A 21,116-nucleotide genomic window follows, 5' to 3' on the forward strand; every position below is an offset into this window, starting at 1 on the left:
CAGAAATTAAGTAAGCCTTCCCTAATTGATTTCCATTGATTAGGGAAGGCTTACTTAATTGAGGCGGACCTATTGTCGGTAATGGTAACCTAATAGGGGGGACATCACCAGAGAAAAGTGGAAATCGAATAGGGACCTGACGTATCGTCGAACACATGGCCCTCATCAAGAAGCAACCGCGCTCGAAGTTCTACGAACTGCTGCAGGCGCAGATCCACAACGAGTTCAACGCCTCCCAGCAGTACATCGCGCTGGCGGTCTGGTTCGACGCCGAGGACCTGCCGCAGCTCGCGAAGCACTTCTACAAGCAGTCCGTCGAGGAGCGGAACCACGCGATGGCGCTGGTCCAGTACATGCTGGACACCGACCACCACGTGGAGATCCCCGGCACCGGCGACGTGCGCAACGACTTCTCCGACGTCCGTGAGCTCATCGAGCTCGCGCTGCAGCAGGAGAAGGACGTCGCGACCGACATCCAGCAGCTGGCCAAGGCCGCGCGCGCCGAAGAGGACTACATCGGCGAGCAGTTCACGCAGTGGTTCCTCAAGGAGCAGGTCGAGGAGATCTCCCAGATGTCCACGCTGCTCAACATCGTCAAACGCGCCGACGGCAACCTGTTCGAGGTGGAGAACCACCTGCACCGCGAGTCCGTCGGTGACGGCGGCGCCGACGCGGGGATGCCCCCGGTCGCCGGCGGCGCGCTCTGACCAACGCTCCCACCACGGAGAAAACCCGGGCTCTCCCCCTTGGAGAAGCCCGGGTTTTCTTCGTGCGTCAGCTGAACTGACAGTCCTGGTTGATGCTCGTCAGCAGGATGCCGACGGCCGATCCGTCGTCGGACACGGAGATCCGGTACGCGCTCACCGCGCTGACCGGCGCGACGTAGGCACTGCCGTCCTTGGTACTGCCGGGATAGGCGGCGAGGATGTCCGCCTCGCTCGAGCCGACGCCGATCCCCTCCGGGGTGTGCACCGTGCCCGCCGGGTTGATGACGGTGATCCCGTCGCCCTCGGTCAGCGACACCGACGTCGGCGCCGGCACGGCGGCCCCTTCCGCGTAGCCGTACGTGCAGGTGCCTCGGACTTCTTTCGCCCGAAGCGGACCGGCGGTGGCCTCCGCCTCGGACTCGCTCATCCCGAGCCGGAGCTTGCCGAAACCGGCGGAGGTCAGCAGCGCGCCAGTGGTCACCTTGCGCTGGGTGGGCGGCTTGGTGGCGGCGGTGCTCTTCGGCGGTTTGACCGGCCCGTCCGAGGCGGTCGAGTGCGGCGGCACGGTGGTCGGGTTCGGCTGCTCCACCGGCGCGGAGGCCGGCGGCGCCGAGCTTCCGGGCCCCGGCTGCGCCAGGCTCGACGACGCCGCGCCCATGGTGAGCTGGTCGCCGCCGGGGAAGGCCGCGCCGTTGTCCTTGTCGTGGATCGTGAAGACGGTGAGCCCACCGCCCAGCAGGACCACCGCGGCGGCCATCCCGCTCGTCGTCTGCATCAGCTGACGGCGGCGACGGCGACGGCGTGCGCCCGCGACGATCGCCTCGGGATTCAGCGTGGACCCCACGGCCAACCGCTCGTCGGCGAACAGGTCGCGCAACCTCTGCTGCACGTCCTCTTCGGACATGTTCATCCCGCTTCCCTCCCTTCGCCCTTGGGCTCGAACAACGCGAGCTTCGTCCGCAGCGACGCGATGGCCTTGCTCGCCTGGCTTTTGACGGTGCCCTGGCTGACCCCGAGCGAATCCGCGATCTCCGCCTCGGACAGCCCTTCGTAGTAACGCAGGACCATCACCGCGCGTTGCCTCGGCGGCAACGCGCGTAGCGCCTGCCACAGCGGCTCGTGCTCGAACGGATCGGCCGGGCTGTACGGCTCGACGTCCGGGAGGTCGGCGACGAGGCTCTCGCGTTTGGTCCGGCGCCAGCGGCTGATGTGCGCGTTGGCCATCGAACGGCGGATGTAGGCCATCGGGTCGCCGGTCTTGTGCTGGACGTACGACCAGCGGGAGCCGATCTTCTCCAGCACGGTCTGGACCAGGTCGGCGGCGTCGTGCGGGTTCCCGGTGAGGGCGTGCCCGTACCTCAGCAGCCCCGGAAGGCTGGCCCGCACGAAGTCGCCGAAGTCGGTGAGCTCACCCGACACGGCGCTGTTCCGGCTCTCGCCGGCCCCCCAGACGTCGGTCCCCGGTATGACCGTCGCGGCAGCGGTCACCGTATCGCCTCCTCCCGGGGTCACCTGGCCAGGTCTGCCCGGCCCACCTCTCCCGAAACGCATGACCGCCCCCACAGGTTGTCTTCAGCCGCGAACCAGTTCGGGAGACGCTCGTCTCGCCGAGGAGTTGCCCGCGTCAACGTTTCGACACGGACTCGGGAATTCTGAACGAACCGTCCCCCTGAACAGGGAATTCGTGAACGGCCACCACGGCGTTACGGGGTATCGGCCCGTACACGTGGGGGAACTGGATACCGGCCGGATGCGGCGGGTCCCCGTCCTCCCAGACGACGGGTGCGCCGACGAGCGCCGGGTCGATCTCCAGCAGCACCAGATCGGTGCGGCCGGGGAACACGGCGTTGGCCGGGATATGCGCCGTTCCCGGGTCCGAGCAGTGGATGAAGCCGTCGGATTCGAGCGACGCGGCGGTGTAGACGTCGCCTTCGGGCACCGAAGCCCACTCGTCCTTGGTGCAGATATGGAGGATCACGCGCCCATCCTCGCGCATTTCGTCCTCTGGATGCGGGGCTCCGCATCCAGAGGACGAAATGCGTGGGAAGCGGATCAGCGGATGGTGAGCTGGCGGCCGATGAGGCCGTCGCGCGAGCGGCGCTCGGCGGCGTTGAGCGGCTCGGTGTCGAGGGACTTCAGGGCCGCCTCGAGCCGGGTGCCGAGCTGGTCCTTCGCGTCGGCCCATTCGCGGGCGTGGGCCTCGGGGTCGAGGTCCCACACCGGGACGAGCAGCCCGTGCGCGCGGAACGATCCGGCGTAGCGAGAGCCCTCGCCGAGGCCGAGTTCACCGGCCGCGGACAGCCGCGCAAGCGCTTGCAGCAGCAGGTTCTCCGGCTCGGGGCGGACCCAGCGCAGATGCGCCTTCTCCCCGGCGAGCACCCAGTACGCGCCCGCGCCGAGGCGTTCGGTCGGCATGATCGCCGCGTTCGCGCGCTCGAGGGACAGGGCGACGTCTCCGCTCGCGTCGGCGTCCTCGGGCAGCCACCAGGCGAAGTCGTTGTAGAGCGTGACGTCGAGTTCGACGTCCGTGTCGAGCAGGTCCTGCAGGCGGGCCTTCTCGTCGGCGGTGGGCGGCGTCGTGGTGTCCGGCACGGACAGCACGTCACCCTCCTTGGCTTCCAGCACCCACTTGAGCGCGCGGCCGAGGTCGCGGCTGATGTCCGAGGACCGGGTCTGCACCTGCATCCCGATGTAGCGCTCGCCGTCGGACCGGACGAACGCGGCCGCCGCCATCGGCAGCACCGTGCCGAGGGTGACCTTCTCGCCGGAGCCCAGCGTGAGCGCCGCCGTCGCCGACGGGACGAACTCGCGCAGCGCGATCAGTTCGGTCTCCGCCGCGAGCCCCTCGAAGGGCTGGCCGACGAAGACGTCGCGCACCTTCGGCTTGCGGTCCGAGGTCGTCTTGGGACCCTTCTTGCGCGAACCCTTGCCCACGTCAGCCTCCTCAAAGCTCGGTTCGGAACGCTATCGCGGGAAGGCGCGCGCCTCGTAAGGCCCCCGGGGTTGGTGACGAAGACGTCGCGGACGACACCCGGCGGGCCACCGGATCGACCTGATCGGCGGGTTTCAGCGGCCATCCGGGTACCACGCAAACGTGACTGAAAACGGTTGTCATCATCCGGACGATCTAATCGCGGGTGATCAGCCTGCCGTTTTGCCCGTACCGCACCGAATACTCGATCACGGCGCCATCCGGTGCCGTAGTGCGGAGAAGGGATCACAGATGAGCACCTCGAAGCGCCGGGCCGCGTTGGCCGCGTTTCCCGTGGCACTCGGTCTGATGCTGGCCGGGCCCGCGGTGGGCACGGCTTCGGCCGCGCCGCAGTCCGACAGAGCCGACCAGGCGCGACATTGCCTGCTGCTGTGCGTCGGCCATCACCACGGGCATCACCATCACGGGCTGCACCTGCACCTGGGGCTTTGGCTGCATCTGTAGCTCCCTGCCGCGCCGGGGCGGCCACCCCGGCGCGGCGCCCGGCCGGGTTACAGTCGGCGGGTGTTCGACCTCGCCGACCCGGCCTTCCTCGCGAATCCGTACCCGTCCTTCGCCGAGCTCCGCGAGCGCGGCGAAGTCCACCGGCACGACGGTCTCGGCATCGCCGTGGCGGTGTCGCACGCGGCGTCGGCCGCCGTCCTCCGGCATCGCGGGCTCGGCCGGATCTGGCAGGACGCGCTGCCGGTGGAGCGGTTCGCGTCGTTCAACCTCCTGCACCGCAACTCGCTGCTGGAGAACGAGCCGCCCGCCCACACGCGGCTGCGGCGGGTGATCGCGGGTGCGTTCGGGCGCGGGCACGTCCAGCGGCTGCGGCCGATGGTCGCCGAACTCGCGGACGGCATGGTCGACGGCCTCGCCGCCGAGATCGCCGAAACCGGCTCGGCCGATCTGCTGGCGCACCTCGCGCAGCCGCTGCCGGTCGCCGTCATCGCGGAACTTCTCGGCGTCCCGGTCGACAAGGGGCCGAGCATGGTCACCTGGTCGAACCACATCGTGAAGATGTACGAGTACGGGCTCGCCGAGGACAAGCGCGACGCCGCCGAAGCCGCGGCCGCGGAGTTCGTCGACTACCTGCGCGACGTCGCGAAGCAACGCGCGAACTCCCCCGGCGAGGACATCATCAGCGACCTTCTGCGCAGTGAGCTCACCGAGGACGAACTGGTCGCGACCGCGGTCCTGCTCCTGATGGCCGGACACGAGGCGACCGTGAACGTCATCGGGAACGGCGTCAACGCGCTGCTGACCCACCGTGACCAGTGGGAGCGGCTGCTGGCCTCCCCGGATCTCCTGGACCCGTGCGTCGAGGAGCTGATCCGCTTCGACGCGCCGCTGCAGCTTTTCGAGCGGACGGCAACCGTCGACGTCGAGATCGCCGGGTTCCGGATCGCCGAGGGCGAGAAGATCGGCGCGCTCCTCGGCGCCGCCGCGCGGGACCCGAAGGTCTTCGACCGGCCGGACACACTCGACATCGGCCGCACGCCGAACGCGCACCTCGGCTTCGGCATGGGCATCCACTACTGCGTCGGCGCCCCGCTCGCGCGGGTGGAGATCGCGGCCGCGCTGTCCTCCCTTGCCTCGAAGCTGCCGGGACTGGAGCTCGCGGAAGAGCCGGAGCGGCGGCCGGAGTTCGTGATCCGCGGCCTGCGCTCGCTCCGGGTGACCACGGCTTGACGGTCCTGCGCCTGGGGCGGGCCGTGAGGTGAAGGGCGCTTTACCCGCGTCGCATGCGGTGAAAGTCCCCTTCACCCCCACCGAGACCACCAGCGCGGGGATCTCACCCGGCGTCGGCGAGTGGTAGCAAAGGTCCCTTGCTCTCTTTCCCCAGGTCAGGGGTAGAGCGTGAAGTGCGAAACATGCACCGGCTTGATGTGCTCGAAGTGCCGGCGATCCACAGTGGCCACCTCGACCGTCTTCAGCCGTTCGGCCGTGGCCACGACGGCCGCGTCCGCCAGGCCGAGCGGCCAATCCGAGTACTGGCGCATCAGGACGGCCATCCGCCGGAAATCGTCGTCCATGGGGTGATAGATCGCGAACTGAGGCGAGCGTATGAGTCCTTCGATGAACGCCGCCTCGGCTTCGCCACCGAGGTACTTTTCGATGTAGTGGCACACCTCGGTCAGTACGAGCGACGGCACCAGCAGATCACGGGTCGCCGCGGTCGCGAGCCACCCCACCACCGCCTGGTGGTGATCGTCTTTCCGGCTGGCCATGGCTATGAGCGGACCAGCGTCCACCACGATCGGGCGCGCCATCGATCTTCGCTTGTTCCCGCCGCGAACTCAGGCGACGTCCCGGCCGCGCACCACGGCCTTCACCGTCTCGGACGCGTCGGGGGGAAGATCGAACATGCCCAGGAAGGACGGTAAGGAATACGGCTTCGACGGCTCGTCCGGGGTCGCCTCAGGCCGACGGATCCCATGCCCGGTGAGCCCCGTTTTAGTGCCAGGTGAAACTCGCCCTGTCACAGGCTGTTTCACCTTCTTCGTCCTGGCAGCGGACGACTTGTACAGACCGCTCGCAGCAGACCGCACCCGGCCGGTCTCCCCGGCAGGCAGGTCGCACTTCCGCTGCTCGCTCATACCGCCATGTTACAGGCTGATCCCTCGTCAGCGGAGTGCGTGAATCCGCATTCAACGTTTAGTGAAAAAGTTGCGTCAGCGCACGGAGGAAGCGGGACGTTCGCGCCGCTCCGGCTCCGGAACCCCATCCACCTTCAGCACGCGAAGCAGCCGAAGGCGCTTCTCCTCAACAGGAGCGAGCAGCCCGGACATGCGCTTCACGAGCAGCGCGGTCACCACAGCCAGCCCACCCGCGGTCAGATCGGTCAGCGCGACCAGCACGACGCCGTCGGCCAGCGCCTGGACGCCGTCACGGAACCGCCAGACGATGACCAGCGCGAGCAGCACCCAGTTGAGGGCCCAGACGCCCCACCAGATCAGCACGAGCCGCGACGGCTTCGGCCGCGTTTCCCGCGTCCGCCGCAGGACGGCGTGTTCGAGTTCCGCGACGACCGGCAGCACCATGATCAGGTTCACCACCGGCACCAGCACGAAGGCCAGCACATGCCGTTGCCGCCTGGGCGGCGCCTCGCCGGTGACGTCCGCGGCCGCGTGCCTGGCGACGAGCAGCCACCACACGGTGAGCCCGGCAGGCAGCAGCGAAAGGATCGTCGTGAGCAGACCGGCCGTGATCACGAAGGTGTCGGAGACCGAGACCACGGACGTCGACAGCGCGGAGTCGCGGCTCTGCACCAGCAGGACGTAGCGCCAGATTTCCGCGGCAGACGCGATGACGGCGAGGGCGGCGAAAGTCCACAGCACCGGCAGCAGGCTGCGCGTGATCACCCGCAGCCGCTCCCCTGCGGTGACCTCGCCGGACGCCGTCCCGGGAACGGCGGTCGGGCGGCGCCAGGCCAGATTCGGGAAGCCCCACCTCGGCGGGACCGGATATGACGGCGGACCGGAGTAGCGCTCGGCCACGGGCTTGCGACGCTGCGGCAGCGCGCCGGGCGGCGGCGAAGCGACCCAGCGGACGCGATGGCGCACCGGCTGCCGCATCGGCGCGGGGCGCACCGGCGGCATCGGCGACAGGGGCGCCCTCGGTGGGTAGTGGCCTGGCTGCACGGTTACAGCACTTCGGGCTCGACGCCGGGATGGTCGCCGACCATCGGGCGCCCCTCCTGCTTCCAGGAGCCCATCCCGCCGGCGACGTTCACCGCGTCCCAGCCGCTCGCGTTGAGCCACGCGGCGGCGCGCGCGGACCGGCCGCCGCTGCGGCAGATCACGTAGACCGGCTGGTCGTCGGGCAGGTCGTCGAGTTCGCCGACGCGCGCGGGCAGTTCACCCATCGGGATGTGCTTGGCGCCGGGAGCGTGCCCGGCGGCCCACTCGTCGTCCTCGCGGACGTCGAGCAGCGCGACGCCGTCCTTCGGCAGATCACGGACGGCGACGGTCGGGATGTCAGCAGGGCTCACCACCCTGCCATCCTCGCATCCCGTCCCGTTGCGCGCGCGTGAAGAACAACTCAATGCTTGACGGCTTTTTCCGCCCCGGCGCCGGTGAGCGAGCGGACCTCCATCTCCGCGTACTTCTTCTGGTTGTGGTCCTTGGACAGCACGGTGCCGAGCCAGCCGAGGAAGAACGCGACCGGGATCGAGACGATGCCCGGGTTGTCCAGCGGGAACCAGTGGAAGTCGACGCCTTGGATCATCGAGGCGCTCTTGCCCGTCTTCGGGTCGACGGGTTTGCCCGACACCGCCGGCGAGAACACGATCAGCAGCACACAGACCGCGAGACCACCGTAGATGCTCCACAACGCGCCTTGGGTGTTGAACCGCTTCCAGAACAGCGAGTACAGGATCGTCGGCAGGTTCGCCGACGCCGCCACCGCGAACGCGAGCGCCACGAGGAACGCCACGTTCTGGTTCTTCGCGAGGATCCCGCCGACGATCGCGACCGCCCCGATCACCAGCGCGGTGATCCGCGCGACGCGGACCTCGCTGTCGGGATCGGTCTTCCCCTTCTTGATCACGTTGGCGTAGACGTCGTGCGCGAACGACGCCGACGCGGTGATCGTCAGCCCCGCGACCACGGCGAGGATCGTCGCGAACGCCACCGCCGCGATGAAGCCGAGCAGGACGGGGCCGCCGAGTTCGAGTGCCAGCAGCGGTGCCGCCGAGTTGGTCGTGCCCGGCGCCTTCGCGATCACGTCCGGGCCGACGAGCGCGCCCGCGCCGTAGCCGAGCACCAGGGTGAACAGGTAGAAGATGCCGATCAGCGCGATCGCCCACACCACCGAACGGCGTGCGTCCTTCGCGGTCGGCACCGTGTAGAAGCGCATGAGCACGTGCGGCAGCCCCGCGGTGCCGAGCACCAGCGCGATGCCCAAGGACAGGAAGTCGAGTTTCGTCGTGCCGGTCTTGCCGTACTGCTTGCCCGGGCCGAGCAGCGCTTCCCCGGTCCGGCCGCCCTTGTCGACGGCTGCCTGGAACAGGCTGGAGAGGTTGAAGCCGTACTTCCCGAGCACCCACAACGTCATCGCGAACGCACCCGCGATGAGCAGGACGGCCTTGATGATCTGGACCCAGGTGGTGCCCTTCATCCCGCCGATCAGCACGTACAGGATCATGATCACGCCGACGACGGCGATCACCAGGTCCTGGCCGAGGTTCCCCTCGATACCGAGCAGCAGGTTCACCAGACCGCCCGCCCCCGCCATCTGCGCGAGCAGGTAGAAGAACGACACGGCGAGCGTGGAGATCGCGGCCGCCGCGCGCACCGGACGCTGCTTCATCCGGAACGCCAGCACGTCGCCCATGGTGAACTTGCCGGTGTTGCGCAGCAGTTCCGCGACCAGCAGCAACGCCACCAGCCACGCGACGAGGAATCCGATCGAGTAGAGGAAACCGTCGTAACCGTTGATCGCGATCGCACCGGCGATACCCAGGAACGACGCCGCGGAAAGATAGTCGCCCGAGATCGCGATCCCGTTCTGCGGACCGGTGAACGCGCGCCCGGCGGCGTAGTAGTCGGACGCGGTCTTCGTATTCCGGCTCGCCCGGAAAACGATCACCAGTGTGATCGCCACGAAGATCGCGAAAATGGTGATGTTGAGCGCCGGACTGCTGCCCTGTACGCCCGCTGCCAGCGTATTCACCGTTCGGTCCCTTCGATCTCGTGCCGGATCTTGTCCGCGAGCGGATCGAGCTTGCGGTTCGCGTACCGGACGTAAAGGCCGGTGATCACGAAGGTGGACACGAACTGCAGCAGGCCGAAGACCAGGCCGACGGTGATGTTGCCGAAGAGTTTGGTGCTCATGAACTCGGTCGCGTAGTCGGCGAGGAGCACGTACAGCAGATACCAGAGGAGGAACAGGGCCGACACCGGGAAAACGAATACCCGTAGCCGTCGTCGCAGCTCGGTGAATTCCGGACTCGCCTGGACCTTTTCCCAGTCGGATTCCGGTTGGGAACCCAGGTCTTGATCGGTCTCGCTCATGTCGGACCTCCCACCTGCCGCGACCATTCCATGACTTCGTTGTCACGAAAGATCATGCCCCTCATAGGGCTCCAGAGGATCAATCCATTTGAGTGAACGGTACGACTCTGCGTAGAGGGTCGCGACTCGAAAGAGTGATTTACTTCCGGTGACGGCCTTTTCCGGTGGTGCGGGTCTTCTCTTCGGCCTGCCCGAACCGGGCGACCGCACGATCCCGCATGAAGCCGAGCGGATCGGGTGCGTGCAGCCGCAGCATCACGCCGTGGACGTCGTCCGGCCGCCCATACCCGGTCGCTCGGCTCACCACGTAGGTGGTCAGGAAGGCGGCCGGGACGGTGATCAGCGCGGGCTGGTTCGAGAACCACGGCGCCCAGCCGCCGGTGTACTTGCTGACGATGTTGACCACCAGCGCGGTCAGCACGAGTCCGCCGCCGACGAGCATCCCGGCCAGCGCACCGGGCCAGCTGAGCTTGCGCCACCAGACCCCGAGCAGCAGCAGGGGGCTGAACGTCGACGCGGCCAGCGCGAACGACATCCCGACCGAAAGGGACAGATCCTCCGACGGCAGCAGCACCGCCAGCCCGAACGGGATCAGCGCCACGATCGCCGTCGCCACCCGGAAATCACGGACGCGGCCGGGCAGGACGTCGGTGGACACGACCCCGGCGACACTCACCAGCAGCCCGGACGAGCTCGACAGGAACGCCGCGAACGCGCCGGCCGCGGTCACCGCGCCCAGGATCTGCCCCCAGAGTCCCGGCAGGACCGCGGACGGCAGCAGCAGGACGGCGGCGTCGGTCTTCCCGGTCACCAGCAGTTCCGGGACGTACATCCGCGACAGCGCGCCCAGCAGCGTCGGGAACAGGTAGAACAGGCCGAGCAGCAGCAGGACGTGCACCGTCGTGCGGCGCGCGGCCTTGCCGTCGGGGTTGGTGTAGAAGCGGACCAGGACATGCGGCAGGCCCATGGTGCCGAGGAACGTCGCGAGGATCAGCGAGTAGACCTGCAGCAGATCGGTGAGACTGCCGGAACCGGGCCGCAGCCAGTCGCCATTGGACGTGGGCGCGTCGCTGACCACCGGCACCGGGGTGCCCGCGGTGAACTTCAGCGTCGTGCCCTTGGCGACCTTGTGCGCGACCTCCGGCGCCCATACCGCGAAACCGTTGGCGCGCGCGCCTTCCACCTGGCCGTAGGCCTCGAGCACGGTCACCGAGGTGACCTTCAGCGTGACGTCGGCCTGCACCGAAACCGTGGTGTTCTCGGGGAAGGTCGGCGGTGCGGGCTGCCCGAGCGGGCGCGCGCTGCCCGGCGGTCCGGCGCCGAGGAAGACGATGCACAGGATGAACGTGGGCACCGCGATGGCGAACAGTTTCAGCCAGTACTGGAAGGCCTGAACGACGGTGATCGCGCGCATCCCGCCCGCGATCACGTTGAACCCGACCACGAAGGTGACCAGGAGCGCTCCGGCCCACACCGGCACCGGCAAGATCGTCGAGAGGGTCAGGCCGGCGCCCTGCAACTGCGGGACCATGTAAAGGATCCCGATGAACACGACGAACGCCGTCGAGACGCGGCGCAGCATCGTCGAGCCCAGCCGCATCTCGACGAAGTCCGGCAGCGTGTACGCGCCGGACCGCCGCAGCGGCGCGGCGACGAACAGCATCAGCGCGAGATAGCCGGCGGTGAAACCGATCGGGAACCACAGCGCGTCGGCGCCGTCCTTGAGCACGATGCCGGCGACGCCCATGAACGACGCGGCGGACAGGTACTCACCGGAGATCGCGGCGGCGTTGCGCCGGGAGCGCACGGTGCGGCGGGCGACGAGGAAATCGTGCGTGCTGACGGCCGACCGCGAGGAGCGGTGTCCCAGATAGAAGGTCAGGACCGCCACCAGCACGATGCCGGCCATGGCCCACGGATTCAGCTGCACGGTGTGGATCCTCGCATGTGCAGCTCCGCAATCAGTTCTCGATCATGTCGACGAAGTCGCGTTCATGACGTTCGGCGAGCCGGTTGTACCAAAGGCCGATCCCGAACAGGAACGGGAAAGGGGCCACGCCGAGGATCAACCAGGGCAACGGAATGCCCACGACGACCACTCGTCCGAAGGACGGGATCAGGTAGAAGAGCACGGGAAGCGAACACAGCGTGACCATCACCAGCAGCGCCAGCCAGGAGGCCGTCCGCAGCTGGATCTTCACCAGATCCTTGACCAGGAGCTTTCCCCAGCTGGTCTGTTCTTCGAGCTCGACCCTGGCCCGCAGGGTGCTGGTGGCCTGCCGCGGATCGGCGAGGATCACCCGCTGCCGCTTGGGTTTCGCGTGATGTTCGGGTTTGGCCTGTTCGTGCTTCGGACCGGACGGCGCGCCCGGCACGGGCTCGACGGCGGCGCCCTCGGGTTGCGCCGGTTTCCTGCGCTTGCCCAGCGTCGGGTCCGGCTCACGGACGCCGTTGACGCGGCGGTAGTAGTCGTCGGTCACGACGACCGGTTGGCGCCGACCAGCCTGTCCTTGAGGGCGCGCGTGTGGCGGCGGCTCACCGGCAGCACCTTCTCCTCGTTACCGATCACGACCTGGTAGCCACCCTGGCCCATGCGCAGTTCGGTGATCAGCGGCAGCGAGACCAGGAACGACCGGTGGATGCGGACGAAACCCGCCTTCTCCCAGCGTTCTTCGAGCTGGGCGAGCGGGATGCGGACCAGGTGGCTGCCGTCGTTGGTGAACAGCCGGGCGTAGTCGCCCTGCGCCTCGACCCAGCGGACCGAAGACCGCGGGATGAGCTTGGTGGTGCCCGCCAGTTCGACGGGGATGACCTCGTCGTCGTTCTTGACCTGCCCGAGGCCGCCTTCCGGGCCGAACTTCGGCGCGGCGTTGGCGGCGAGTTTGTCGATCACGCGGGTGATCGCGCGGTCGAGACGATCCTGTTGGTACGGCTTGAGCACGTAGTCGAGCGCGCCGAGGTCGAAGGCGTTGACCGCCTCTTCCGCGTGTCCCGTCACGAAGACCAGCGCGGGCGACGGGCGCAGCGCGGCGAACACCCGCGACATCTCCATCCCGGACAGACCGGGCATGTCGATGTCGGCGAACACCGCGTCCACGATCGGCAGGCCACGGGCCTTGCGATCGGCCAGCCTCGGATCGTCCGCGGACAGCAGGCGCAGCGCCTCCGAAGCGTCGATCGCCGGGTAGACCAGGGCGACGTGCGGGCTGTTCCGGAGACAGTGGACGAGTTCGTCTAGCCCTTTGGGCTCATCGTCCACCGCCAGGACGATGAGCTTCCGGGTGTCATCGTGAGCACTCACAGTGAGACGCATCCTGCCCATTGCCGGGTTTCTTGTCCAGCCCGCTTCACGAAAGTCGAACGAAAGGACGGCACCGGCACCCCCGCGCCCGGGGTGGCCGGTGCCGTCATCTTTTCCGGTGACACGAACCGCCTCGCCGTGCCACGTCCATCCCTTCACGGAGTGAAGGTGAACCAGTTGACGCTCACGTGCCGCCGCGGGTCAGGACGGTGACGTAGTCGACGAGCATCGGATGTCCCGGCACGATTCCCGGTCCCGGTGTCGTGGTGCCGGAGTTGTTGTTCGGGAACGCGCCGCCGATCGCGACGTTCAGCAGCACGAAGTAGCCCGCGTGATTCGTCATGTCGGCCCAGGTCGTCGCGTCGACCTGGTTCTGGCCGACCGAATGGAACTGCTGCCCGTCCACCAGCCAGCGGAACACGTTGGGGCTGACGCTCGTGTCCCATTCGAAGGTGTAGGTGTGGAACGCGCTCTGGCAGCTCGCGCCGGGACAGGTACGGCTGCCGACCAGCCCGGTGGTCTCGTTGCAGGGGCCGCCGGGGTTGACGCCGCAGTGCAGCACGCCCCAGACCGTGTTGATCCCGTTGACGTTCTCCATGATGTCGAACTCGCCGACGGCGGGCCAATTCCAGTAGTTGCCGCGATACGGCGAGCCCAGCGCCCAGAACGCGGGCCAGTAGCCGAGTGCCGCGGCGCCGGTGACGTTCGGCATCTGGATGCGGCCTTCGATCCGCAGCGCGCCACCCGCGGGCGGTTTGAAGTTCGTGCGCTGCGTTTCGATCCGCGCCGAGGTCCAGTTGCCCGCACCGTCGCGCAACGGCGTGATCCGCAGGTTCCCGGATCCGTCCTGGGCCAGGTTGGCGGGGTTCGCCGTGTAGTTCTGGATCTCGCCGGTGCCCCAGTTCGCCGGTCCGCCGGGGTACGCGTGGCCGGTGTCGACGATCCAGTTCGCGCTCGACGGGAGCGAACCCGCGGCGCCGGTGAAGTCGTCGGTGAACACGGTGGTCCAGTCGGCCGGGGGCGGCGGGACGGCGGCGGTCGCGGGCAGGGCCAGGGACACCAAGAGCAACGCGGCGCCTGCCAGCGCGATCTTCCAACGGGAACGATTAACGGACATCGGACCTCCTCGTCAACGCTGTCGAGGTTTGTTGCCGTTCACAACAAAGCGGTATGTCCGATATGAGACCTGGTCTGAACCACTTACGCCTACCACCGTTCGGGTGAATCCCCGCCGCCCCCGGATGCAAGGAAAGGTCCTTTCCTCGCAAATTTCGCAAGGAAAGGACCTTTCATGGCACGCGGGTCAGAGGCCGAAGCGGCTCCAGGCGGCCTTGGACTGGACGGCGTCCAGCAACGCGCTCGCCGCGGCGGGCGCACCGATGCCGAGCCGCGCCAGCAGCGGTTTCTTCGGTTCGGCGACCGAGATCTCGGCGTCCGGGTACCGCTCGGTGATCACCTGGCGGAGGCTGCCGACGCCGTCGATCAGGCCGAGTTCGACCGCTCGGGCACCCAGCCAGACGTCGCCGTTGAAGAGGTCGTCGGAGCCGGAAAGCCGGTCGCCCCGGCGCTCGGTGACCCAGTCGACGAACAGTTCGTGGAGCTGGCCGTGCATCTTCTTCAGCCACTCGACGTCTTCGGGCTTCTCCGGGCTGAACGGGTCGAGCCGGGACTTGTTCTCCCCCGCGGTGTGCAGCCGCCGCTCGATGCCGAACCGCTCCAGCAGGCCGGTGAACCCGAACCCGCCGCTGATCACGCCGATGGAGCCGACCATCGACGTCCGGTGCGCGTAGATCTCGTCGGCCGCGCAGGCCAGCCAGTAGCCACCGGACGCGGCGACGTCCTCGGCGAAGGCCAGGACGGGCACCTTCTTCTCGTCGGCGAGCTGGCGGATCCGCTCGGCGACCAGGCCGGACTGCGTCGGCGCCCCGCCCGGGGAGTTGATCTGCAGCGCGACGGCCTTCAGCCGCTCGTGGGCGAACGCGCGGGTCAGCGCCGATTCGACGGCGGCGAGGTTGATCGAGCCCCTGGCCAGGGGTGACGGGGTCGGTGTGATCACCCCGTGCAGCTTGACCACGGCGACGACGTCCTTGCGCTCACCCCGTTCGCCGATCATCGGGAGACGGGAGGTCAGCTTGTCCGCAACGCTCATACCGCCAGGTTACCGGCGTTCACGACGGCAGCACGCCGCTGCGCGAACCGCTCACCCCGCTGGCCTCGTTCGGGCCGCCCTGCGGCGGGACGGTGGCACTGTCGGCGGAGAAGTCCGGCAGGTTCGGGCGCACGCCGGGCATGAACTTCGGCACCCGCAAGGTCACCTTCATGCCGGCGCCGGGTGCCGTCTCGACCATGAGCGCGTAGTCGCGGCCGAACACCTGCTGCATCCGCTGGTTGATGTTGCCGAGGCCGACGTGCGCGCCCGTGCGGTGCTGGCTGCGGAGGTCCGCGAGTTTGGCGGGCTCCATGCCGATGCCGTCGTCTTCGACGCTGATCAGCGCTTCGGCGCCGTAGTCTTCGGCGATCACCGTGACGCAGCCGCCGGACGGCTTCGACGCGAGGCCGTGTTTGACGGCGTTCTCCACCAGCGGCTGGATGATCAGGAACGGCACGACCACCGAGAGCACCTCGGGCGCGATCTTCATCCGCACTTCGAGCCGTCCGCCGAACCGGGCGTTCTCGATGGTCAGGTACCGGTCGATGTTGCGCAGTTCCTCGGCGAGCGAGGTGAACATGCCCGACGTCCGGAACGAGTAGCGCGTGAAGTCCGCGAAGTCCTGAAGCAGCTCTCGCGCTTCCTCCGGGTCCGTCCGGATCAGCGACGAGATGGTGTTGAGCGCGTTGTAGACGAAATGCGGCGAGATCTGCGCGCGCAACGCCTTGATCTCCGCCTGCTGGAGCTGGTTCTTCGATTCGTCCAGGCGCGCCAGCTCGAACTGGGTGCAGACGAACTGCGCGACCGCGTCGGCCATCTGCACCAGCCGCCCGCGCGTGCGCCCGACGACGATCAGCGCGGCCTCCGTCTCGCCCTCGACGATCAGCGGCACGATCACCGCCGTCCGCATCCGGCAGGTACCGCGGTGGTTGCACGGCATCTTGTCGTGCGCGACGACCTCGCGGCGGTGCTTGCGAATCGCGTTGCCGATGGCGTCGACGAGGTCGACGTAGTGGTCGTTGGCCTCGCCGTCCCAGGACAGCAGCGTGCCTTCGCTGTCGGTGATGCCGACGGCGACGCAGTCGAGCATCTCCAGCAGCTGGCTGGTGATCTTGTCGGCGACCTGCTCGTCGAGGCCTTCGCGGAGATCCGGTGTCGCCTTCGACATCCGGTGGACGGCCTGCAGCACCGCGTTCTCCACGATGCTCGCGGGACGCCTCAGCTTGATCAGCAGGACGACGACGAGGATGGCGAGCAACAGCGCCACACCCCAAGGGATGATCTGCGCGATTTCGAGCCCGGACACGGCGTCCATGCTCTGCGCTCGACCAACCGGGTGCAAGGCCTGCTCCCCACTTTCCGTTGAGTTGTGACAACTGAGGGTGGGGCCGACCCTACCCAAGACCCGGGCGTTGTCCCCATGGTCACTCCCCGTCGCACGGGAAAGACTGTGCGCAGGCAATCGCTTCCGGGGGAGGAACACAATGCGCGGATCGGGGAAGCTCGCGGCGGGGGTGCTGGTGGGGGTCCTGCTGGGGAGCGGGACGGCGGCCGCGGCGACCGACCCGGTGCGCGCGGCCGTCGGCGATCTGGTCGGCGAAGGGGGATTTCCGGGAGCGGTCGCCCAGGTCCGGAACGGTGAGGCGGTCTCGCGCTTCGGCGCCGGATACGCGAACCAGGCCACGCGGGAAGCCGCGGAGCCGCATCACCGGTTCCGGATCGCCAGCAACACCAAGGCGTTCGTCGCCACCGTGGTCCTGCAACTGGCGGGCGAAGGGAAGCTGTCGCTCGACGATCCGATCGAGCGGCGGCTGCCCGGTGTCGTCCGCGGACCGGGCTACGAACCGGAGAAGATCACGCTGCGCATGCTGCTGAACCACACGTCCGGCGTGCACGACCCACTGGATCCGCACTTCTTCGACCCGTATCTCGTCCAGGGGAACCGGGCGCACGTCATCACGCCGTCGGAGGTCATCCGGCGCTCGCTCGTCGACCGGCCGTCGTTCCCGCCGGGCAGCGGCGTGGGCTACTCGAACACCGGATATCTGTTGCTGGGCAAGGTGATCGAGAAGATCACCCATGACGACGTCCGCGCGGAGATCCAGCGGCGGATCCTCGATCCGCTCGAACTCGGCCGGACGTATTTCCCGCTGTGGTCGCCGTTCCTGAGGGGTCCACACCTACATGGTTATGACATGAAGGGGCGGGACATGACCGTGTTCAGCCCGTCGTACGACTGGACCGCGGGCGCGATGGTGTCGACCGTCGACGACCTCGCGAGGTTCCATCGCGCGTTGCTGTCGGGGCGGCTTTTGGCGCCCGCGCAACAGACCGAGCTCAAGCGGCTGGTGCCGAACGACCGGGGCGGCGCCTACGGGGCGGGGATCGAGACGCTCGACGTGAAATGTGCCGATGGCATGAAGACGTTCTGGGGCAACACCGGTGCCGGGCCGGGATTCTTCAGCGTCTCGATGAGCAACGCGGACGGCTCGAAACAGCTGGTCCTCGCGCTGAACGTGTACGACCTCGCCGCGGACGTGCACGGCGGGCAGCGAGTGCCGAAGATTCCGGCGCCCGCGGTGAAGGCCGCCCTCTGCTGACCGCGTTTCGTCCTCTGAATGCGGTACTTGCGCGTGCAAGTACCGCATTCAGAGGACGAAACGCGAGGGTGGCCGGGTCACTTCAGCAGGCGCGACATCCGCCGGTCCGCGAGGGGTTTCCCGCCGGTCTGGCAGGTCGGGCAGTACTGGAACGACTTGTCCGCGAACGAGATCTCGCGGATCGTGTCGCCGCAGACCGGACACGGCAGCCCGGTGCGCGCGTGCACCCGCAGCCCGGACCGCTTCTCGCCCTTGAGCCGGGCCGCGGACTGGCCGACCGAACGCGTCACGGCGCTGGTCAGCACCTCGCGGATCGCCTCCGAGAGCCCGTCGAGCGCCGCCTCGGACAGCTTTCCGGTTGTGGCGTAAGGGGAAAGCTTCGCCATGTGCATGATCTCGTCGGAGTAGGCGTTGCCGATCCCGGCGATCAGCGACTGATCGGTCAGCGCCGTCTTCAGCCGTTCGGTGCGCCCGGTGAACAACTTCTCGAGCTGCGTGCGGTCCAGCGAAAGCGCGTCCGGCCCGAGCCTCGCGATACTCGCGACCTCCTTCTCCGGATCGCGCACGATCCAGACTGCCAGGCCCTTCTTCGTGCCGGCCTCCGTGAGATCGAAGCCCGGTCCGGCGGCCGCGTCGAGATGGACGCGCAGCGAGATCGGCCCCTTGCCGGGTTTGAGCGGCGTCGGCGACAACGCGTCGGACCACCGCAGCCAGCCCGCCCTCGCCAGGTGGACGACCAGATGGAGATCCCCGGCGACGAGATCCAGATGTTTGCCGAACCGGCCCGCCCCGGTGACCTCACGGCCGTGCAGCTCGGTCCACGGCGGCGTCGCCGTCTTCAGCACGCTGAGGGACGACACGTCGACGCGGAAGACCGTCTTGCCCACCGCGTGTTCACGCAGGTGGTGGGCGAGCGCTTCGACCTCGGGTAACTCGGGCATGGCCCCAGTCTCGCGCGTTCAGGCCGCCGCGACTACTCCACCGGGTGCAACGGGCCGTCGAAATCCGGCAGCGAGTGCTTCTGGATGGTCTTGGTGATCTTCGAGACCTCGCCGCGCACGGTGAACATGCCGCGGATGGTGCCCACCCAGCGCTCCGACGGCCGGTCGCCCGCCAGATCGCCCTCGGTCTCGGCGACCACGGTCCACGGACGGCGCAGAATCCACCGCAGCGGGAAGAACAGCGCGATCAGCAGGAGCGCCAGCGGTACCCACGACGGGATCATGACGTCGGCGGGAGTCCACATGATGAGCACGATCGCGAGCAGCGCCGTCACGGCGATCATCGCGATACCCGGGCCGTAGCTGCCCGCCACATCGTGCTCGAAATCGTCCGCTGTCGCGGGAGCACGCCATTCCATCTGGGCTCGGACCACCCAGTCACGGCCGTCCTCGCCGTGCACCAGCCGGTTCATTCAGTCGCCTCCCGCGCGGCCGCTCGCTCGTCGTGAGCGAGCTCCACCGTACCGTGACGGGAGCCGGATTCGCGAGAGTTCGAAGGCGATATGCCCGCTCGGGCGTTATGGGCACGTCGGGTAGTCGACACCCGGTTCCGGATAGTGGGAAGTCGGCTTGACCGGGCTCGGCTCGTCCTCCGAGGTGTCGCCGGACGGGGTCCCGGTCGCGCTTTCGGGGGTCCCGGTCTCCGTCGAAGAGGACCCTTCCGGGTAAGTCGTCGAATCGGGCGTGGTCGACTGCTCGGTCGAGTCCCGCGAAGTCGTCGTTGTCGGGCTCAGCGACTCCTCGGTGGGCCTGAACGATTCCTCCGGCGGGATGTCGTCCCGCTTCGAAGTGGTCTGGTTGGAGCCCGTGCCCGGATCCGGGACCTCGTTGCGCGGCGAGGTCTCCTCCTGCGTCGGATTCTGCTCGTCCGGCGGCTGCACGACGTCGCCGCCGCTCAGCTCCTTCCGCGGCGTGCCCGCACCCGGCAGGCTCGGCATGTCGGACACCCCGAGCTCGGCTCCGGCTCCGGGTCCTCGTCCGGTCACGGCGGGCTGGGCGCCCTTGCCCTGCAGCTGGTCCTGCGCGATCCGCTGCGGCGGGATCTCCACCGGCTGGGCGTGGCCGGGTGGCGCGACCTGCGCCGGCAGCAGCGCCAGCTCCGGCAGCCCGCCCCCGGACAGGCCCACGGTGTGGGTGACGTCGGTGCCGAACACAGCCGGACCGGCGACGATCCCGACCGCACCGGCGGCGGCCGTCGACGCCACCGCCAGGCCGACCTTCACCTTCGAGCCGAGCAGAAGTCCCTTGACCGACGCGGCGAGCCCGGACAACGCCCCGCTCGCGTGAGCCCCGGCGGCCGCCGGCACCAGCAGCGCCACCACACCGGCGTGCGCCCGCAGCGACGAACAGACGTCACGCAGCTCGTCGTGAGTGGCCCGGCACGACTGGCAGGCGATCAGGTGGGTCTTGATCCGGCGCGCCTCGGCCCCGGTCACGCTGCCCGCGGTGAACCCGCCCAGCTTCTCCACCACCGCGCGGCACGAATCGGGCCCGCGGTTCACCGACAGATGCGCCTGCAGATACGCCGCTCGCAGCCCCTGCCGCGCCCGGCGGGCCAGCGCCGCCGTCGCGTTCGCACTCAACCCGAAATGCGGCGCGACCATCGACGGCTGCTCGCCTTCGACCTCCGTCTGCCACAAGACCGAACGCCAGCGCTCCGGCAAACTCGTGAAAGCGGTCGTGATCAGCGAATGCTCGGCCGTCCGGGCATGCGTGTCCGCCCCCGCCCCGGCCCGGAAGGTCAGCTCGTCGTCGCTCACCGGCACGTCACGACGCGCGCCGTGCCACTCCCACGAGACGCGGCGAGCCACCGTCAGCAGATAGGCCCGGACGTAGTCACGCGGCCCGGCGCCCCGGCGCAACGCCTGAAGCACCCGGAAGAAGGTCTCGGCGGTGATGTCCTCCGCCTCCGACCGATCGGCGGCCAGACTGCGGGCCAAACGCCGCACGGCGGCGGCGTGAAGTTCGAAAAGCTCCCCGAAGGCAGCGTCCTCCCCATCACGGAGACGCTGGAGCAATGCCTGCTCGTCGGATTCCGAGGCCGCCTGAAGCGGCACCGTGCCCTGCTCGGTCATCCGGCCAGGCACCTCCTCCCCGAAGGACTCACCATTCGGTCGAATGGGGACACCATACGGAGGTATGCAGCCGTCGTCACCCCTTGTACGCCAGGTGTGACGCCGAAGCACCTATAGGGGTGGGTCAAAACCGCTACAGACGGTCGGTGTATGGTTGTTCCACTGCTTCAAACGAGTGCCGGAGCAGAGCAAGACATGCGGATGTAGCGCAGCTGGTAGCGCATCACCTTGCCAAGGTGAGGGTCGCGGGTTCGAATCCCGTCATCCGCTCGCACGCGGGTACCGCGTGCGC

The 21,116-nt window shown here is 68.4% G+C and carries 23 protein-coding genes and 1 tRNA gene; 5 read left to right on the forward strand and 19 right to left on the reverse strand.

From position 1 onward, the window contains the following. Positions 1-155: 155 nt before the first annotated feature. A complete protein-coding gene (locus ED92_RS05440) occupies positions 156-707 on the forward strand; it encodes a ferritin (RefSeq protein WP_037333655.1) in 552 nt (183 codons plus the stop codon). Positions 708-774: 67 nt separating this feature from the next. On the opposite strand, the gene ED92_RS05445 is transcribed toward ED92_RS05440, so the two are convergent. The 4 genes from ED92_RS05445 to ED92_RS05460 all read right to left on the reverse strand — a co-directional run bounded on the left by ED92_RS05445 (position 775) and on the right by ED92_RS05460 (position 3,641). Then, entirely contained in the window at positions 775-1,617 is an 843-nt protein-coding gene (locus ED92_RS05445; RefSeq protein WP_037333658.1) for a hypothetical protein, read from the reverse strand. Then, the gene (locus ED92_RS05450) at positions 1,614-2,126 is read right to left on the reverse strand and encodes a SigE family RNA polymerase sigma factor (protein WP_037336067.1); all 513 of its coding nucleotides are present in this window, start codon (positions 2,124-2,126) and stop codon (positions 1,614-1,616) included. The genes ED92_RS05445 and ED92_RS05450 overlap by 4 nt, the downstream gene beginning before the upstream one ends. A gap of 205 nt (positions 2,127-2,331) precedes the next feature. After that, positions 2,332-2,685, reverse strand: coding sequence for a DUF952 domain-containing protein (locus tag ED92_RS05455; protein WP_037333661.1), 354 nt, complete (start codon positions 2,683-2,685; stop codon positions 2,332-2,334). A gap of 74 nt (positions 2,686-2,759) precedes the next feature. Then, positions 2,760-3,641, reverse strand: a complete 882-nt coding sequence (locus tag ED92_RS05460) for a DUF5926 family protein (RefSeq protein ID WP_016330593.1) — start codon at positions 3,639-3,641, stop codon at positions 2,760-2,762. Between the two features lie 289 nt (positions 3,642-3,930). Between ED92_RS05460 and ED92_RS05465 the strand changes: the two genes are divergently transcribed. Both ED92_RS05465 and ED92_RS05470 read left to right on the forward strand, forming a co-directional pair. Continuing rightward, positions 3,931-4,143: a hypothetical protein gene (locus ED92_RS05465; RefSeq protein WP_037333665.1), complete on the forward strand. Its 213-nt coding sequence runs from the start codon at positions 3,931-3,933 to the stop codon at positions 4,141-4,143. 60 nt (positions 4,144-4,203) lie between these two features. Continuing rightward, positions 4,204-5,373, forward strand: a complete 1,170-nt coding sequence (locus ED92_RS05470) for a cytochrome P450 (RefSeq protein ID WP_037333670.1) — start codon at positions 4,204-4,206, stop codon at positions 5,371-5,373. Between the two features lie 155 nt (positions 5,374-5,528). Here ED92_RS05470 and ED92_RS41610 read toward each other — a convergent pair whose 3' ends face one another. The 12 genes from ED92_RS41610 to ED92_RS05530 form a co-directional block, all read right to left on the reverse strand. After that, positions 5,529-5,954, reverse strand: a complete 426-nt coding sequence (locus ED92_RS41610) for a type II toxin-antitoxin system VapC family toxin (RefSeq protein WP_037333674.1) — start codon at positions 5,952-5,954, stop codon at positions 5,529-5,531. A 27-nt stretch (positions 5,955-5,981) separates the two neighbouring features. Next, positions 5,982-6,281, reverse strand: a complete 300-nt coding sequence (locus ED92_RS05480) for a hypothetical protein (RefSeq protein WP_037333677.1) — start codon at positions 6,279-6,281, stop codon at positions 5,982-5,984. 75 nt (positions 6,282-6,356) lie between these two features. Continuing rightward, positions 6,357-7,283, reverse strand: a complete 927-nt coding sequence (locus tag ED92_RS05485) for a DUF4328 domain-containing protein (RefSeq protein WP_052120292.1) — start codon at positions 7,281-7,283, stop codon at positions 6,357-6,359. A 44-nt stretch (positions 7,284-7,327) separates the two neighbouring features. Further along, positions 7,328-7,678, reverse strand: coding sequence for a rhodanese-like domain-containing protein (locus ED92_RS05490; RefSeq protein WP_007030524.1), 351 nt, complete (start codon positions 7,676-7,678; stop codon positions 7,328-7,330). A 47-nt stretch (positions 7,679-7,725) separates the two neighbouring features. Then, on the reverse strand, positions 7,726-9,357 hold the full coding sequence (locus ED92_RS05495; protein ID WP_037333680.1) for a cation acetate symporter: 1,632 nt from the start codon (positions 9,355-9,357) through the stop codon (positions 7,726-7,728). Then, positions 9,354-9,698 carry a DUF485 domain-containing protein gene (locus ED92_RS05500; protein ID WP_037333683.1) on the reverse strand — a complete coding sequence of 115 codons (345 nt, stop codon included), beginning with the start codon at positions 9,696-9,698 and terminating at the stop codon, positions 9,354-9,356. The genes ED92_RS05495 and ED92_RS05500 overlap by 4 nt, the downstream gene beginning before the upstream one ends. Positions 9,699-9,837: 139 nt before the next feature. Beyond that, entirely contained in the window at positions 9,838-11,628 is a 1,791-nt protein-coding gene (locus tag ED92_RS05505; protein ID WP_037333687.1) for a cation acetate symporter, read from the reverse strand. A gap of 31 nt (positions 11,629-11,659) precedes the next feature. Beyond that, a complete protein-coding gene (locus tag ED92_RS05510; RefSeq protein ID WP_037333690.1) occupies positions 11,660-12,178 on the reverse strand; it encodes a hypothetical protein in 519 nt (172 codons plus the stop codon). Further along, the gene (locus ED92_RS05515; RefSeq protein WP_037336073.1) at positions 12,175-13,011 is read right to left on the reverse strand and encodes a LytTR family DNA-binding domain-containing protein; all 837 of its coding nucleotides are present in this window, start codon (positions 13,009-13,011) and stop codon (positions 12,175-12,177) included. Before ED92_RS05515 ends, ED92_RS05510 begins: the two co-directional genes overlap by 4 nt. A gap of 172 nt (positions 13,012-13,183) precedes the next feature. Continuing rightward, entirely contained in the window at positions 13,184-14,116 is a 933-nt protein-coding gene (locus tag ED92_RS05520) for a glycoside hydrolase family 16 protein (RefSeq protein WP_037333693.1), read from the reverse strand. Between the two features lie 186 nt (positions 14,117-14,302). Next, positions 14,303-15,148 (reverse strand): S49 family peptidase, encoded by an 846-nt coding sequence (locus ED92_RS05525; RefSeq protein ID WP_037333697.1) that lies wholly within the window; start codon positions 15,146-15,148, stop codon positions 14,303-14,305. A gap of 19 nt (positions 15,149-15,167) precedes the next feature. Continuing rightward, a complete protein-coding gene (locus tag ED92_RS05530; RefSeq protein WP_016330581.1) occupies positions 15,168-16,463 on the reverse strand; it encodes a histidine kinase in 1,296 nt (431 codons plus the stop codon). Between the two features lie 169 nt (positions 16,464-16,632). On the opposite strand from ED92_RS05530, the gene ED92_RS05535 reads away from it, so the two are divergent. Next, positions 16,633-17,748 (forward strand): serine hydrolase, encoded by a 1,116-nt coding sequence (locus ED92_RS05535; protein WP_037333701.1) that lies wholly within the window; start codon positions 16,633-16,635, stop codon positions 17,746-17,748. A gap of 77 nt (positions 17,749-17,825) precedes the next feature. Here the strand turns inward: ED92_RS05535 and ED92_RS05540 are convergent, their stop codons facing one another. The 3 genes from ED92_RS05540 to ED92_RS05550 all read right to left on the reverse strand — a co-directional run bounded on the left by ED92_RS05540 (position 17,826) and on the right by ED92_RS05550 (position 20,824). After that, positions 17,826-18,689: an Fpg/Nei family DNA glycosylase gene (locus tag ED92_RS05540; RefSeq protein ID WP_016330579.1), complete on the reverse strand. Its 864-nt coding sequence runs from the start codon at positions 18,687-18,689 to the stop codon at positions 17,826-17,828. 32 nt (positions 18,690-18,721) lie between these two features. Next, on the reverse strand, positions 18,722-19,162 hold the full coding sequence (locus ED92_RS05545) for a hypothetical protein (protein ID WP_005161585.1): 441 nt from the start codon (positions 19,160-19,162) through the stop codon (positions 18,722-18,724). Positions 19,163-19,267: 105 nt separating this feature from the next. Then, positions 19,268-20,824 (reverse strand): sigma-70 family RNA polymerase sigma factor, encoded by a 1,557-nt coding sequence (locus tag ED92_RS05550; protein ID WP_037333708.1) that lies wholly within the window; start codon positions 20,822-20,824, stop codon positions 19,268-19,270. A 197-nt stretch (positions 20,825-21,021) separates the two neighbouring features. Between ED92_RS05550 and ED92_RS05555 the strand changes: the two genes are divergently transcribed. Next, positions 21,022-21,094 (forward strand) — tRNA-Gly (locus ED92_RS05555). Positions 21,095-21,116: the final 22 nt, after the last annotated feature.

Origin of the sequence: Amycolatopsis sp. MJM2582 (assembly GCF_000754115.1) — a bacterium.
Lineage (GTDB): Bacteria > Actinomycetota > Actinomycetes > Mycobacteriales > Pseudonocardiaceae > Amycolatopsis > Amycolatopsis japonica.